14 protein-coding genes, 1 tRNA gene and 1 pseudogene are annotated in these 14,622 nt (G+C 50.9%); 4 read left to right on the top strand and 12 right to left on the bottom strand.

Annotated elements, in window-relative coordinates:
* Nucleotides 1-574, top strand: a pseudogene (locus OGY18_RS20150) (IS3-like element ISSen4 family transposase); the annotation flags it as partial.
* A gap of 26 nt (nt 575-600) precedes the next feature.
* Here OGY18_RS20150 and OGY18_RS20145 read toward each other — a convergent pair.
* The 5 genes from OGY18_RS20145 to actS all read right to left on the bottom strand — a co-directional run bounded on the left by OGY18_RS20145 (nt 601) and on the right by actS (nt 5,025).
* Nucleotides 601-1,404 carry a helicase HerA domain-containing protein gene (locus OGY18_RS20145; protein ID WP_286554167.1) on the bottom strand — a complete coding sequence of 268 codons (804 nt, stop codon included), beginning with the start codon at nt 1,402-1,404 and terminating at the stop codon, nt 601-603.
* Nucleotides 1,401-2,549 carry an SIR2 family protein gene (locus tag OGY18_RS20140; RefSeq protein ID WP_000460992.1) on the bottom strand — a complete coding sequence of 383 codons (1,149 nt, stop codon included), beginning with the start codon at nt 2,547-2,549 and terminating at the stop codon, nt 1,401-1,403. Before OGY18_RS20140 ends, OGY18_RS20145 begins: the two co-directional genes overlap by 4 nt.
* Before the next feature lie 206 nt (nt 2,550-2,755).
* Complete coding sequence (locus tag OGY18_RS20135; RefSeq protein WP_000778549.1) at nt 2,756-3,949, bottom strand: tyrosine-type recombinase/integrase; 1,194 nt, start codon at nt 3,947-3,949, stop codon at nt 2,756-2,758.
* A 164-nt stretch (nt 3,950-4,113) separates the two neighbouring features.
* Nucleotides 4,114-4,187: transfer RNA gene (locus tag OGY18_RS20130), tRNA-Gly, on the bottom strand.
* Nucleotides 4,188-4,266: 79 nt separating this feature from the next.
* Entirely contained in the window at nt 4,267-5,025 is a 759-nt protein-coding gene (gene actS, locus OGY18_RS20125) for an amidase activator ActS (RefSeq protein ID WP_032945492.1), read from the bottom strand.
* 166 nt (nt 5,026-5,191) lie between these two features.
* Between actS and idi the strand changes: the two genes are divergently transcribed.
* Nucleotides 5,192-5,740 (top strand): isopentenyl-diphosphate Delta-isomerase, encoded by a 549-nt coding sequence (gene idi / locus OGY18_RS20120; RefSeq protein WP_003825528.1) that lies wholly within the window; start codon nt 5,192-5,194, stop codon nt 5,738-5,740.
* Between the two features lie 95 nt (nt 5,741-5,835).
* Here the strand turns inward: idi and lysS are convergent, their stop codons facing one another.
* The 5 genes from lysS to xerD all read right to left on the bottom strand — a co-directional run bounded on the left by lysS (nt 5,836) and on the right by xerD (nt 11,925).
* Nucleotides 5,836-7,353 carry a lysine--tRNA ligase gene (gene lysS, locus OGY18_RS20115; RefSeq protein WP_063940917.1) on the bottom strand — a complete coding sequence of 506 codons (1,518 nt, stop codon included), beginning with the start codon at nt 7,351-7,353 and terminating at the stop codon, nt 5,836-5,838.
* A 9-nt stretch (nt 7,354-7,362) separates the two neighbouring features.
* Nucleotides 7,363-8,461 (bottom strand): peptide chain release factor 2 gene (gene prfB / locus OGY18_RS20110; RefSeq protein WP_100194817.1). Its coding sequence is split into 2 segments (ribosomal slippage): nt 7,363-8,385 and nt 8,387-8,461, totalling 1,098 coding nucleotides; the frame shifts between segments, so codons are not numbered across the junction.
* A gap of 91 nt (nt 8,462-8,552) precedes the next feature.
* Nucleotides 8,553-10,286 (bottom strand): single-stranded-DNA-specific exonuclease RecJ, encoded by a 1,734-nt coding sequence (gene recJ, locus OGY18_RS20105; protein WP_126317443.1) that lies wholly within the window; start codon nt 10,284-10,286, stop codon nt 8,553-8,555.
* 5 nt (nt 10,287-10,291) lie between these two features.
* Nucleotides 10,292-11,005: a bifunctional protein-disulfide isomerase/oxidoreductase DsbC gene (dsbC, locus tag OGY18_RS20100; RefSeq protein ID WP_003825520.1), complete on the bottom strand. Its 714-nt coding sequence runs from the start codon at nt 11,003-11,005 to the stop codon at nt 10,292-10,294.
* 23 nt (nt 11,006-11,028) lie between these two features.
* Nucleotides 11,029-11,925 (bottom strand): site-specific tyrosine recombinase XerD, encoded by an 897-nt coding sequence (gene xerD, locus OGY18_RS20095; protein WP_126317441.1) that lies wholly within the window; start codon nt 11,923-11,925, stop codon nt 11,029-11,031.
* 113 nt (nt 11,926-12,038) lie between these two features.
* Between xerD and fldB the strand changes: the two genes are divergently transcribed.
* Nucleotides 12,039-12,560 (top strand): flavodoxin FldB, encoded by a 522-nt coding sequence (gene fldB, locus OGY18_RS20090; RefSeq protein ID WP_003026933.1) that lies wholly within the window; start codon nt 12,039-12,041, stop codon nt 12,558-12,560.
* A gap of 101 nt (nt 12,561-12,661) precedes the next feature.
* Here fldB and OGY18_RS20085 read toward each other — a convergent pair whose 3' ends face one another.
* Nucleotides 12,662-13,069 (bottom strand): protein YgfX, encoded by a 408-nt coding sequence (locus OGY18_RS20085; RefSeq protein ID WP_003825515.1) that lies wholly within the window; start codon nt 13,067-13,069, stop codon nt 12,662-12,664.
* Complete coding sequence (gene sdhE, locus OGY18_RS20080; RefSeq protein ID WP_003825514.1) at nt 13,050-13,316, bottom strand: FAD assembly factor SdhE; 267 nt, start codon at nt 13,314-13,316, stop codon at nt 13,050-13,052. Before sdhE ends, OGY18_RS20085 begins: the two co-directional genes overlap by 20 nt.
* A gap of 257 nt (nt 13,317-13,573) precedes the next feature.
* Between sdhE and ygfZ the strand changes: the two genes are divergently transcribed.
* Complete coding sequence (gene ygfZ / locus OGY18_RS20075; protein WP_149281263.1) at nt 13,574-14,557, top strand: tRNA-modifying protein YgfZ; 984 nt, start codon at nt 13,574-13,576, stop codon at nt 14,555-14,557.
* The last annotated feature ends 65 nt before the right edge of the window (nt 14,558-14,622 follow it).

Below are 14,622 nucleotides of genomic sequence, written 5' to 3'. Positions count from 1 at the left end.
CAGAAGACGTCGTAAAGGGCTGGCAACAGAACGTCTGCCGCTGCTCCGTCCGGCGGCGCCCAATCTGACCTGGTCGATGGATTTCGTCATGGACGCACTTTCCACCGGTCGCAGGATCAAGTGTCTTACCTGCGTCGATGATTTCACAAAGGAATGCCTGACGGTCACTGTTGCCTTTGGGATTTCAGGCGTTCAGGTCACGCGTATTCTGGACAGCATTGCACTGTTTCGAGGCTATCCGGCGACGATAAGAACTGACCAGGGGCCGGAGTTCACTTGCCGTGCACTGGATCAATGGGCCTTTGAGCATGGTGTTGAGTTGCGCTTAATCCAGCCGGGCAAGCCAACGCAGAACGGATTTATTGAGAGCTTTAACGGACGATTTCGCGATGAATGTTTGAATGAGCACTGGTTCAGCGATATCGTTCATGCCAGGAAAATTATTAATGACTGGCGGCAGGATTATAACGAATGCCGCCCGCACTCCACGCTGAATTATCAGACACCGTCTGAATTTGCAGCGGGCTGGAGAAAGGGTCATTCTGAGAATGAAGATTCCGACGTTACTAACTGAGTGTTGTATCTAATCGTGGGGGCAGGTCAATACCTTTTGAGTGGCGTAGTTTTAAATTTTTCCTTACCAGATAGAACGCGACGCAGAAATGGCTGTTGTGTGTTCGTAGTTGCCTGAAACAAGAGGCTTAGGGTTTCGACATCCCAAAAATGAGCGCCTTCAATCTTGAATTTGTGCTTTGCTTTTTTAGAGTCCAGCACTGTGATTTGCTTATTCTTAGCTGGTAGTAGCTGATCTTCCGTGTATTCACCATTAAAATCTATGATAACGAACTGGCTCTTGTGCTGTAATGCTTGGAGCCGCTCATTAAAAAGTGTAGTATAAAGTTTAGCTAGCGTATTAGATTTACCACTCCCGGTGTTACCAAATATGCCCAAATGGCTGTTGAATAATCGCATCCATGGGAGGTTGATGGGTACATTCTCCTTGAGCATAGAGCCAATAGAAAAACCTGTTTTACCGTCCGCCCCATAAATTTTCCCTACCATAAGTTCGCTGAGTAGAGATGCCTTGTCTCGGATCATCGGCATGTACTTCACACCTTCAAAAAACTTATCATCTACTATATAACCAATGGGGCGAACATCCACTTTTCGTACATATTGGACCTTCTCGGCATCAGTCTCTAGCCTTTTCTCATCCAAAAATTCACCTTCAACAAGACAGACAATATCTATAAAGCCTCGCTGAATAGATACGTGCTCCCGAAGTGAAATACCTCTGTACTTAACTCCTCCGTAGAAAATAGTCTCATGATTGGAGTCTTCAAAAATTCGAAGGGAGATACGCACTCCACTCACTGCAATAACCTCACCTACGATGATACTCATATCAGATCCTCCTCTTCAGCTTTTAATGGAGGTTCATAAGTGTCTGGCGTGAGTGAGAAAACATATTTATTGAAATTGGTGAAGTCCATATTCATATCTTCAGCGGGCCCAATTACTTGGACGTTTTTCCAAGATTTGAATTCTTCCCGCATGCTATTTGCACTATTGTTGCTATAACAACAAATAAAAGTATGAAGTTGTGGGTTGGAGAGGGAGCGTTGGATAAGTCTGAGAATGTGTTCATCAGCAAACGAAAAGCCAAATGTTATGAGTATAGAATTTGGTTTTTCAAGCTCATAGCTTAATAGCCTGAGCATCTGGTAGTAGTGTTCTTCGAAGACAGTTTCGTAAAACTTCCACTTAGTGGGGTTGACAATAGGTAGCTTATTGTACTCCCCCCAGAAAATATCTATCTGGTCTTGACTGAATGCCAAGGATGGAATGCCTTCAGTTCTGTTGCCATCGACACCAAGAAATTCGGAATATCCATTTAAATTTCCGAGTGTCTCTTCTGTCAAAAGGTTACTAAAATCATTGCGGTAATTGACTTCAATCTTATCACCGCTTTTTGACCAGTAAACCGAACCGTGAAGATGGATAATGTTTAGCTGCGGGATGCCATAGTTGCTTCGTTCAAATACTCCAGTTTGACATTGAAACGTACTGAAGTTTTTGGAATGAAGATGCTTTGTGTGAAATCCGGAGGTACCATCATTCACCACAAAATCATGTGATCCCTTCATGAGAAGGCTGTCAGCTGTATGGGACAGGCATCCATCATAGTTTGTGGTAAAAATATTGATTTTGCGGTTGAGGTCTTTCCTTCTATCCAACAACCCCAAAAGGGTTGTTAAAAAAATCTCATAATTCTTGAGATTTTCTTTTCCTTTATTCGTTGTAACGAAACTTGGATTGAATGTCTGCACTGGAAAAATACATGTGTTGTAGTAGTGCATGAATAACGCGGTTCGCTTCTCTGGCGAGTTTTCAAACTGTGTGGCGAGCGTTTCGATCGTTTCTCGCCGTCCCTCTGCATTCTTGATGGCTAGGGACAGCGTCGGGAACAAGTCTGCTGAAGCGCCTGAGCCAATCAGTATGTTGATGTTCTTATTGTATATATCCAATGGCTGGATCGCCTCAAACATACTTACCTCCCTTATTTAGTTTTGTCTAAAATAGCATCAGTGTATAGGCAGACCAAGTTTTGACTTAGGCAAAAAATTTGTAGCAATAGCCACTATTTCTCTGGTTTTCAACTATTGCAGTTAGCAGCATATATTGAATTACATCCATCCAGACGTCTAGGTACCCAGACGAATGCAATTGCTTTTCGAGACTGCCTTTCAACATTTCAGCTTGTAATAATCCCTTCCTTGCCTAAATTACTAGTAAAATCACCATACCACTGCATCATCGCCCTCCTCCCCTCCAGATATTGAGCATGGTTATACGTTCCACGAATTGAGTTCTTATCGACGTGAGCCAGCTGTAGCTCGATCCAGGCCGAGTTAAATCCCTGCTCATGCAAAATGGTACTCATCGTGTGGCGGAATCCATGCCCTGTAACGCGTCCTGCATAGCCGATGCGCCTTACCAACACAGTCAATGCCATATCACTCATCGGTTTCTTAGGATTATTACGTCCTGGGAACAGCAACTCTCCTGCTCCCGTCATGGGTTTAAGCTGATTAAGCAGGTCAATTGCCTGGCTTGATAACGGAACCAGATGAGGTCGGCGCATTTTCATTCGCTCTGCTGGTACGTTCCAAACCTTCCGCTCAAAATCAAACTCCTGCCACTCCGCTTGCCTCAATTCCCCAGGCCTTACTCCAGTCAAAATAAGTAATTGCATCGCAATCTTAACAATCACACTACCGGCATAGGTGTTCAGAGTCCGAAGAAACTCAGGCAGTTCATCCTGGGTCAAAAAAGCATAGTGCTCTTTCTCATGGGGAGCTACGGCGCTGGCTAGATCGGGAGCTGGATTGTACTCAGCCCTGCCAGTCACAACCGCATACTTCCAGACCTCTCCACAACGCTGGCGAACCTTACGGACCTTCTCAGTTGCTCCTCGAGTTTCTATCTTTGAAAGAACAGCAAGCAACTCCATCGGTTTGATATCTTTGATTGGTCGGTGGCCGATATAAGGAAATACATCCTTCTCAAAGGTTCTCATCATCTCTTCACGATAGGAGACAGACCAGCGATCATAGCGACGCTGATACCACTCCCGAGTGATAGCCTCAAACGAGTTTTCAGCGTCCTGCTTGCGACTGAGCTTCTCCATTTTTCTTTCGAGAGAAGGATCGTTACCAGCTGCTAATGTTCTTTTAGCATCCTCACGCTTGCTTCGTGCTTCAGCTAAAGAAACAGCAGGATAAACACCAAGCGCAAGTACATTTTCCCCTCCAGGCGTACGATACTTCAGACGCCAGTATTTCTTACCGTTGGGGTTAACCAATAAGTAAAGACTCCCACCATCAGCCAATTTGTAGGGCTTCTCTTTCGGCTTTGCAGTTTCAACCTGACGAGCAGTTAACTTCATTGGGGGTACCTCTCAGCATGGGGTACAATTATACCCCCATCCATACCCCCACATTGAGCTTGACCCTGGGGGAGTATTATTGAGTTCAATAGACTAATAGAATGCTATAACTGCTGATTTATCAAGGAAAAATTGAGTTGGGTAGACTTCAGAAGACTTGAGTTTGGAGCGGGCGAAGGGAATCGAACCCTCGTATAGAGCTTGGGAAGCTCTCGTTCTACCATTGAACTACGCCCGCATCGAAATGCGTAAGGGATTATAAACCTTACGCTCTTCTTGGCAAGGGACTAACCGACTGACTGGCGATTAAATCACCGTCAGCATTTTGGCTTACTGCCCTGCGGCGGCAAATAACGCAGTGGATCGATAGCTGTCGCCCGATAGCGGATTTGGAAATGCAGCCGCACCGTAGTCGCATCCGAGCTGCCCATCGTCGCGATTTTCTGCCCGGCCTTCACGTTTTGACCGTTGTTCACCAGCATGGTGTCATTATGCGCATACGCAGTGATGTAGTCCTCACTGTGCTTAATCATGATGAGATTACCATAGCCCCGCAGCTGATTACCGACGTAAACCACCTTCCCGGCGCCGGCGGCATAAATCGGTGTACCGCGCGCAGCCGAGATATCAATGCCCTTATTGCCGCCGTCCGCGGTTGAATAAGGCAGGATCACCTTACCGCTGGCAGGCCACTGCCAGCAACGTTGCCCTACTGGTGGCCAGGAAGACTGCGGTACGGACGAAGACGGTCTGACCGCTGCCGTTTTGGTTGAGGATTTCTTGGTTGTTTTGCCTGAGTTAGAACTGGTTTTCGCGCCACCGCTGACCTTCAGTTTTTGCCCTACTTCAATGGTATAGGGCGGTGAAATATTATTCAGGCGGGCGATCTCTTTCACGCTGGTCCCGGTAGCGCGCGAAATACGGTATAGCGTATCCCCCCGCTTCACGGTATACACGGAGCCGGAATAACTTCCTGTATCAGACGACTTGCTCCCGGAACACCCTGCTAACAGCAGACCGACACACAGCAACATCACGATACCCAGGCCATTTTTCTTCAGGCGTCCTGCACTCAAAACAATACCTCGCAACATTTTCAGACGCTTTATCATAGCAGCCAGAAACCGGATGCCAAATCATATCGCGCAACGAACCGTCGGTCCTGGCATTTCACACCCTCTGTTAATCAATCTGACTTAATTAAGCATATAATATGGGTGCTTAAGATTGATGGTGGACGCTATGCGACAGGAACATGTCATTTTATTGAATGAGCAGGACCAACCCTGCGGAACGCTGGAAAAATATGCGGCGCATACCGCCACAACTCCCCTGCATTCCGCTTTCTCGTGCTGGATATTTAACGAGCAGGGCCAACTGCTGGTCACCCGCCGCTCGCTGCACAAAAAAGCCTGGCCTGGCGTCTGGACCAACTCTGTCTGTGGTCACCCGCAGCTGGGTGAAACCCACGAAGACGCTATTGTCCGCCGGGCTCGCTTCGAACTGGGTGCAGACATCGACTCGCTCAGCCCCGTATATGCTGACTTTCGTTATCGCGCTACAGACCCGAGTGGAATTGTGGAAAACGAAGTGTGCCCGGTTTATGCCGCACATATCGTCAGTGAGCTACAGCTAAACCCAGATGAAGTGATGGATTGCCAGTGGAGCAGTCTTGAGGATGTCTTAAGCGGGATTGACGCGACGCCGTGGGCTTTTAGCCCGTGGATGGTAATGCAGGCATCGAATGATAAAGCACGAGAATTATTGCGCGAGTTTGCTAACCGTAATTGATTGCCGGATGGCAACGCAAACGCGTTTTATCCGGCCTACGAATCGTCTCCACGTAGGCCGGATAAGGCATCAGCCGCCATCCGGCATTTCACATCTTACTTAACCGGGCGCATTGCCGGGAACAGGATCACGTCGCGGATGGTATGGCTGTTGGTGAACAGCATAACCATACGGTCGATACCAATGCCCAGACCCGCAGTCGGCGGCAGACCGTGTTCCAGAGCCGTAACGTAGTCTTCGTCATAGAACATTGCTTCGTCATCGCCCGCATCTTTAGCGTTAACCTGATCCTGGAAACGCTGCGCCTGATCTTCCGCATCGTTCAGCTCGCTGAAACCGTTACCGATTTCACGTCCGCCGATGAAGAATTCGAAGCGATCGGTGATTTCCGGGTTTTCGTCATTACGACGCGCCAGCGGAGAAACTTCTGCCGGGTACTCGGTAATGAAGGTCGGTTGAATCAGGTGCGCTTCCGCAACTTCTTCAAAGATCTCGGTCACGATACGGCCCAGGCCCCAGCTCTTCTCAACTTTGATGCCGATAGATTCAGCAATCGCTTTTGCAGAGTCGAAGTTATCCAGTTCGGCCATGTTGGTTTCTGGACGGTATTTCTGAATCGCTTCGCGCATGGTCAGTTTTTCGAACGGCTTACCGAAGTCGAAGACTTCTTCACCATAAGGCACTTCAGTCGTTCCCAGAACGTTCTGCGCCAGCGTACGGAACAGCGATTCGGTCAGTTCGATCAGATCTTTGTAGTCCGCATAAGCCATGTAGAGTTCCATCATGGTGAACTCTGGATTATGGCGAACAGAGATGCCTTCGTTACGGAAGTTACGGTTAATTTCGAATACGCGTTCGAAGCCGCCAACCACCAGACGCTTGAGGTACAGTTCCGGCGCGATACGCAGGTACATGTCCAGATCCAACGCGTTATGATGGGTGATAAACGGACGCGCTGCCGCACCGCCAGGGATCACCTGCATCATCGGGGTTTCTACTTCCATAAAGCCACGAGCAACCATGAACTGACGGATGCCAGCCATAATCTGTGAACGCACTTTAAAGGTATTACGGGATTCATCGTTAGAGATGAGATCCAGGTAACGTTGACGATAGCGCGCTTCCTGATCCTGCAGACCGTGGAATTTGTCCGGCAGCGGGCGCAGCGCTTTGGTCAGCAGACGCAATTCGGTGCAGTGAATAGACAACTCACCGGTCTTGGTCTTGAACAACTTACCTTTCGCGCCGAGGATATCGCCCAGATCCCATTTTTTGAACTGCTCGTTGTAGACGCCTTCCGGCAGGTCATCGCGAGCAACGTACAGCTGAATGCGGCCGCCAACGTCCTGCAGCGTAACGAATGATGCTTTACCCATAATACGACGGGTCATCATACGGCCAGCAACGGATACCTCAATGTTCAGCGCTTCCAGCTCTTCGTTTTCTTTTGCGTCGAAGTCAGCATGCAGTTGGTCTGAGGTATGATCGCGACGGAAATCGTTCGGGAACGGGATCCCCTGCTCACGCAGGCTCGCCAGCTTCTCACGGCGCGTTTTCAGTTCATTGTTAAGGTCGGCTACCGCGTCAGCGCCCTGTACGTGTTGTTCAGACATGTTGGTTCCTCATAACCCTGCTTTCAAACTTGCTTCGATAAATTGATCCAGGCTGCCATCCAGCACCGCCTGCGTGTTACGGGTTTCAACCCCGGTACGCAGATCTTTGATGCGGGAGTCATCAAGGACATAAGAACGAATCTGGCTACCCCAGCCGATATCTGACTTATTGTCTTCCATCGCCTGTTTCTCGGCATTCTTCTTCTGCATTTCCAGTTCATAAAGCTTCGCTTTCATCTGCTTCATGGCCTGGTCTTTGTTCTTGTGCTGTGAACGGTCGTTCTGACACTGCGTCACAATCCCGGTCGGGATGTGGGTAATACGCACCGCAGATTCCGTACGGTTAACGTGCTGACCACCTGCACCGGAGGCACGGTAAACGTCAATACGCAGATCCGCCGGGTTGATATCGATATCAATATCATCGTCAACTTCCGGATAAACAAACGCAGAGCTGAACGACGTATGGCGACGTCCGCCTGAGTCGAACGGACTCTTACGAACCAGACGGTGTACGCCGGTTTCAGTACGCAGCCAACCGTACGCATATTCGCCAGCAATTCTGATGGTCACGGATTTAATACCCGCCACTTCACCTTCAGATTCTTCAATAATTTCGGTCTTAAAGCCGCGCGCTTCAGCCCAACGCAGATACATGCGCATCAGCATGCTTGCCCAGTCCTGCGCTTCCGTACCGCCAGAACCTGCCTGAATATCGAGATAGCAATCTGCGCTGTCATATTCACCGGAGAACATACGACGGAATTCCAGCTGGGCTAGCTTATCTTCCAGCGTATCGAGTTCTGCTACGGCTTCGTTAAAGGTTTCTTCATCGTCGGCTTCTACAGCCAGCTCCAGCAGGCCGGAGACATCTTCCAGGCCCTGGCTCATCTGATCAAGCGTATCAACGATGGCCTCAAGAGAAGAACGCTCTTTACCCAGCGCCTGCGCGCGTTCGGGTTCGTTCCATACGTCCGGCTGTTCCAGCTCGGCGTTTACTTCTTCCAGACGCTCTTTCTTGGCATCATAGTCAAAGATACCCCCTAAGAACGTCAGAGCGCTCCGTGAGGTCCTGAATGCGGTTATTTACCGGATTAATTTCAAACATTGTCTGATTTCTTTTATTGGACTAGTCAAAATGCGGTGATAAGAGCGGGATTGTAACTAATCCACGCCCTTTTTTATAGCGATTAGTGACGCTAAAGTGGCCAGATATTGTCGATTATAATCTGCAAACTACGGTTGCCGCGAAACTCATTAATATCCAGTTTGTAGGCAAGCTGAACTTCGCGCACGCCGTTGTCCGGCCAGCAGGTGGTATCGACATTAAACGCAATACCGTCCAGCAGTGGACCACCGCCTACAGGCTCGACCATTACCTTCAGATGACGCTCACCGACCAGACGCTGCTGGAGCAAACGGAAATGCCCGTCAAACAGCGGTTCCGGGAACATTTGCCCCCACGGTCCGGCATCGCGCAGCATTTGTGCGACCTCCATGGTCATTTCCGCTGCGCTCAGTGGGCCATCAGACACCACTTCACCTTGCAGTAAGGCGGGATCCAGCCACTCGGTTACCAGTTCGCCAAAACGCTGCTGGAAACGCTCAAACTGCGCCTCTTCAAGCGATAAACCCGCCGCCATGGCGTGACCGCCAAACTTGAGGATCATGCCCGGATGAAGGGTGTCCAGGCGCTCCAGCGCATCGCGCATGTGCAGCCCCTGAATCGAACGCCCGGATCCTTTGAGGGTACCGTCACCTGCCGGGGCAAACGCTATCACCGGGCGATGGAATCGCTCTTTAATACGCGATGCCAGAATCCCCACAACGCCCTGATGCCACTCGGGATGATACATCGCCAGGCCACCCGGTAGCGTATCGCTACTGCGTTCCAGCTTTTCACACAGGGTCAGTGCTTCGGCCTGCATACCCTGCTCGATCTCTTTGCGCGTCTGGTTGAGTGCGTCCAGCTCATTGGCCAGCACGCGCGCTTCACCAATGTTGTCGCACAACAACAGCGCTACGCCAACGGACATATCGTCCAGACGCCCTGCCGCATTCAGCCGTGGCCCGAGGGCAAAACCTAAATCACTGGCTGCCAGCTTTAGGGGGTCGCGATTGGAAATCTCCAGCAGCGCTTTAATACCTGGGCGGCATTTTCCGGCGCGGATACGGCTTAAGCCTTGCCACGTCAGAATGCGGTTATTGGCATCCAGCGGGACCACGTCCGCCACCGTGCCAAGCGCAACCAGATCGAGCAAATCCGCCAGGTTCGGCGGTGCAATGCCTCGCTCATCAAACCAGCCTTTATCACGCAGGAAAGTGCGCAGCGCCAGCATCAGATAAAAGGCGACACCAACGCCTGCCAGCGATTTCGACGGGAACTCACAGTCGTGCAGGTTAGGATTGATGATCGCCTCTGCGCCCGGCAGCGTATCCCCTGGCAGGTGGTGATCGGTTACAACGACCGGGATCCCCAACGTTCTGGCATGTTCGACACCCGTGTGAGACGAGATGCCGTTGTCTACGGTAACAATCAGCTGAGCACCACGGGCATGGGCCTGATCAACGACTTCCGGGCTTAAACCATAACCGTCCTCAAAACGATTGGGCACCAGGTAGTCAACGTTACTGCAGCCCAACGCGCGCATCGCCAGGATGCTTAGCGCCGTGCTGGTCGCGCCATCGGCATCGAAATCGCCGACAACGATGATGCGAGTTCCCGCACGAAAGGCGTTGTAGAGGATCTCAACCGCCTTTTCGACACCGTTTAAATGCTGCCACGGCAGCATTCCTTTCACGCTACGCTCAAGTTCCTGCGCGCTGCGCACGCCGCGACTGGCGTATAAACGGCGCAGCAGTGGCGGCAAGTCGGCAGGTAACTCGGCTGTCTCGTCGGCCTCACGCCGACGAAGTTGTATCTGTTGTTTCACGCGAATTATTTACCGCTGGTCTGTTTTGCATGTGCGTCGAGGAATTCTTTCATCTCTTTCGGGCCCTGATAACCAGGTACGACATAGCCATTGCTCAGCACAATCGCCGGTGTACCGCTGACGCCAAACTGTACGCCCAGCGCATAGTGGTTAGCGATATCCACATCACAGGTCGCCGCTTTCACGCCCTTGCCAGTCATCGCGTCGTCAAAGGCTTTGTTTTTGTCCTTAGCACACCAGATAGACTTCATGTCCTGCTCAGCCTGACTGTCCAGCCCCTGACGTGGGAAGGCCAGATAACGTACGGTGATCCCCAACGCATTGTAATCTTTCATCTCTTCATGCAGCTTGTGGCAGTAACCACAAGTGATGTCGGTGAAAACGGTAATGACGTGTTTTTCCTGCGGCGCTTTGTAGATGATCATCTCTTTTTCCAGCGCGTTCAGATGTTTCATCAGCAGTTGGTTGGTGACATTCACCGGACTTGCGCCGCTCACGTCGTACATCGGTCCCTGAATAATATGTTTACCGTCTTCGGTAACGTACAGCACGCCGCTATTGGTCAGTACAGTTTTCATGCCCGCAACCGGAGCAGGTTGAATCTCGGTGCTCTGCACACCCAGCTTTGCTAATGACTGACGAATTGCCGCGTCGTCTGCATGTACCATGCCGGAAAATGCCGTCGCCAGCAGGGTGAACATCATAAAACGTTTTTTCATAGCCTATCCTATCCTGTCAGCACTCACGCTCGCGGGTGATGCTGTTGATGTAGTTGCCGCAAGCGCTCCGTTGCGACATGAGTATAAATTTGCGTTGTCGAGAGATCGCTATGCCCCAGTAGCATCTGCACCACGCGCAGGTCTGCGCCATGGTTAAGCAGATGCGTGGCAAACGCGTGCCGCAGGACGTGCGGTGACAGCTTTTCGCTGTCGATTCCCGCCAACACAGCATAGTGTTTGATACGATGCCAGAAGGTCTGACGGGTCATCTGTTGCGCCCGCTGACTAGGAAACAGCACATCAATCGATACGCCGTTGAGCAACCATGGACGCCCATGCTCCAGGTATGTTTCCAGCCAGTACACAGCCTCCTCACCCAACGGGACAAGGCGCTCTTTGTTACCTTTACCGATCACCCGTACCACACCCTGACGCAGGCTGACGTCACTCATCGTCAGTCCTACCAGTTCAGACACGCGCAGGCCTGTTGCATACAGCACTTCCAGCATGGCTTTGTCGCGTAGCTCCAGCGGTTGCTCAACAAGCGGCGCTTGTAGCAGCCGCTCAACCTGTGCTTCGCTGAGATCTTTAGGCAGGCGCTGCGGAAGTTTAGGTGATGCAAGCGAGGCGCTGGGGTCATCTTCACGATATTTTTCGCGGTACAGATGCTGAAAAAAACGTCGCGTCGCACTGAGCAAACGTGCGGAACTGGTGGCTTTATACCCTCCATCCATCCGCTCAGCCAGCAAGGCTTGCAGATCATCACTTTGCGCGGTCGCAAGCGAAGCGCCGCGGTGATGTAACCATTCCACAAGCATGGTCAGATCGCGACGATACGCACTTAATGTATTTTCCGCCAGATTTCGTTCCAGCCACAGGGCATCAAGAAACTGCTCGATGCGCGCCAGATCCTGTTCCACTCGCGCCCCTTATTCCACTCTCATTTTTGATGCATTATGCCTCATTGTGCCGAGAATGCGGCGATTCTGTTACACTACCCGCAACGCTACAGCAGAATTGAGATGTTTACGTCATGAACATGGGTCTTTTTTACGGTTCCAGCACCTGCTACACCGAAATGGCAGCAGAAAAAATCCGCGATATCCTGGGTCCCGAACTGGTGACACTGCACAACCTCAAAGACGATTCCCCGACCCTAATGGAGCAATATGACGTGCTCATTTTGGGCATTCCAACCTGGGATTTCGGTGAAATTCAGGAGGACTGGGAAGCGGTCTGGGAGCAACTGGACGACCTCAACCTGGAAGGCAAGATTGTCGCGCTTTACGGTATGGGCGATCAGTTGGGATACGGCGAATGGTTCCTGGATGCGTTGGGTATGCTGCACGATAAACTGATCACCAAAGGTGTAAAGTTTGTCGGCTACTGGCCCACAGAAGGCTACGAATTCACCAGCGATAAACCCGTCATTGCTGATGGACAACTGTTTGTTGGCCTGGCGCTGGATGAAACGAACCAGTACGATCTCAGCGATGAACGCATTCAGGCCTGGTGCGAGCAAATTCTTGGGGAAATGGCCGAGCACTGGTCCTGATAACCGATTTGCCGGATGACGGCGTAAATGCCTTATCCGGCCAGCATGACGCACCTAACTGTAGGCTTTCAAGCTGCGCGCCATCAGGCATGCGTCATGCGTTACCCTTGCTTCGCCTTTTGCAGCATCAACCGCCGTAAATCCCGCCACTCTGCATCATCCATACTGTCTGCTGCCAGCCACAAATGTTGACGTTTTCCGGCATCAGATCGCAAACGCAGCATCATGCCTGTTTTAACCATCCAGGGGGCGCTAACGATAGACCACTCTTGCCCTTGCCAGCGCAGACGGCCATCCATCAATAGCCGAATCTCACCCTGACAGGCGTTGATTCGACGCTGACTGCGAACGCTATCGAACACCACCAGAGAGAGCAAAACCAGCCATAATGGGGTGTAGCTCAATGGCCAGGGCATCAATAAAATAAATACCGCGACCAGCCCATGAATTAGCAGTGAAAGCCACTGCGCGCGCCATGATACGCGTAAATCAGATTGCCACTGGACCACGTTCCCGATTCCGTGTCTGGATAAGTCGCACCATCTGTTCCAGCTGCTCATCAGCTGGTTTCCCATGATTCATCAACCAGTTAAATAAATCTGGATCATCACATTCTAGCAGACGGATAAAGATACGTTTTTCTTCGTCACTTAAGCTGTCATATTCATGTTCGAAAAACGGCATGATCGAGATGTCCAGCTCGCGCATACCGCGGCGGCATGCCCAATGAATACGTGCTTTGTTGTTAATATCCATGTTCTTCTCCCTGTCTCGCGAAAACGAAGTATCCCGTTATTGTAACGTGTTTTTCCCGCTCTTTTTACGGGAATATCAGTAAACTGAAGCTCGCTCGCTAAATAAAACCTTATTAAGCCAAAGGATTCACCATTTTTGGATGTCTCCTCGCAAAGCGCAACATATGGCACAAATAGCCTGTTTAAACCGCTTGCAATGGGCCATAGCTCTTTTACCATTAGTCATTATCACTGCGTTAAGCAAATCAGGACATTATTATGGCTTTTACATCTTTTCCTCCTCGCCAGCCTTTCGCGTCAACGCGTTTGCCTCTGACGCTAATGACGCTCGATGACTGGGCGCTCGCCACCATCACCGGTGTCGACAGTGAGAAGTATATTCAGGGTCAGGTCACGGCGGATGTCAGCCAGATGACCGAGCATCAGCACCTGTTGGCTGCACATTGTGACGCCAAAGGTAAAATGTGGAGCAACCTGCGTCTGTTCCGCCAGGGTGACGGTTTTGCATGGCTTGAGCGCCGTAGCCTGCGTGATGCGCAGCTCAGCGAGCTGAAAAAATATGCGGTCTTCTCGAAGGTGGTGATTGCCCCGGACGATGAACGAGTACTGCTGGGCGTAGCGGGATTCCAGGCACGTGCAGCGCTGGCCAATCTCTTTAGCGAATTGCCGAACAGTGATAAGCAGGTCATTACCGAAGGTGCCTCCACGGTATTGTGGTTCGAACACCCTGCCGAACGTTTTCTGCTGATCGTTAATGCCACCACAGCAGAAACCTTGGTTGAAAAGCTGCGTGGCGAAGCTGAGTTAAATAACAGCCAGCAGTGGCTGGCGCTGGATATCGAAGCGGGTATCCCCGTTATTGATACAGCCAACAGTGCACAGTTTATTCCACAGGCTACCAATCTGCAGGCTCTGGGCGGGATCAGCTTTAAAAAAGGCTGCTACACCGGTCAGGAAATGGTGGCTCGTGCAAAATTCCGCGGAGCCAACAAACGCGCCATGTGGACTTTGGCGGGTGCCGCCGGTCGAGTACCGGAAGCGGGTGAAGACCTGGAGCTGAAAATGGGCGAGAACTGGCGCCGTACCGGCACCGTACTCGCCGCAGTACAACTGGCTGATGGTCAGGTACTGGTGCAGGTTGTGATGAATAACGACATGGAGACCGACAGCGTGTTCCGCGTTCGTGAAGACGCGAAAACGCTGCATATCGTACCGCTGCCATATTCGTTAGACGAAGAGTAATTGGTAGGCCTGATAAGCGCAGCGCCATCAGGCAATTCGGCACAGGCTACCGGATTGCGGCGTTG

The organism is Citrobacter sp. Cpo142 (assembly GCF_030332425.1).
Lineage (GTDB): Bacteria > Pseudomonadota > Gammaproteobacteria > Enterobacterales > Enterobacteriaceae > Citrobacter > Citrobacter portucalensis.
The sequence above is the reverse complement of the archived record's forward strand: the minus strand, read 5'-3'. Positions and strand labels throughout refer to the sequence as shown.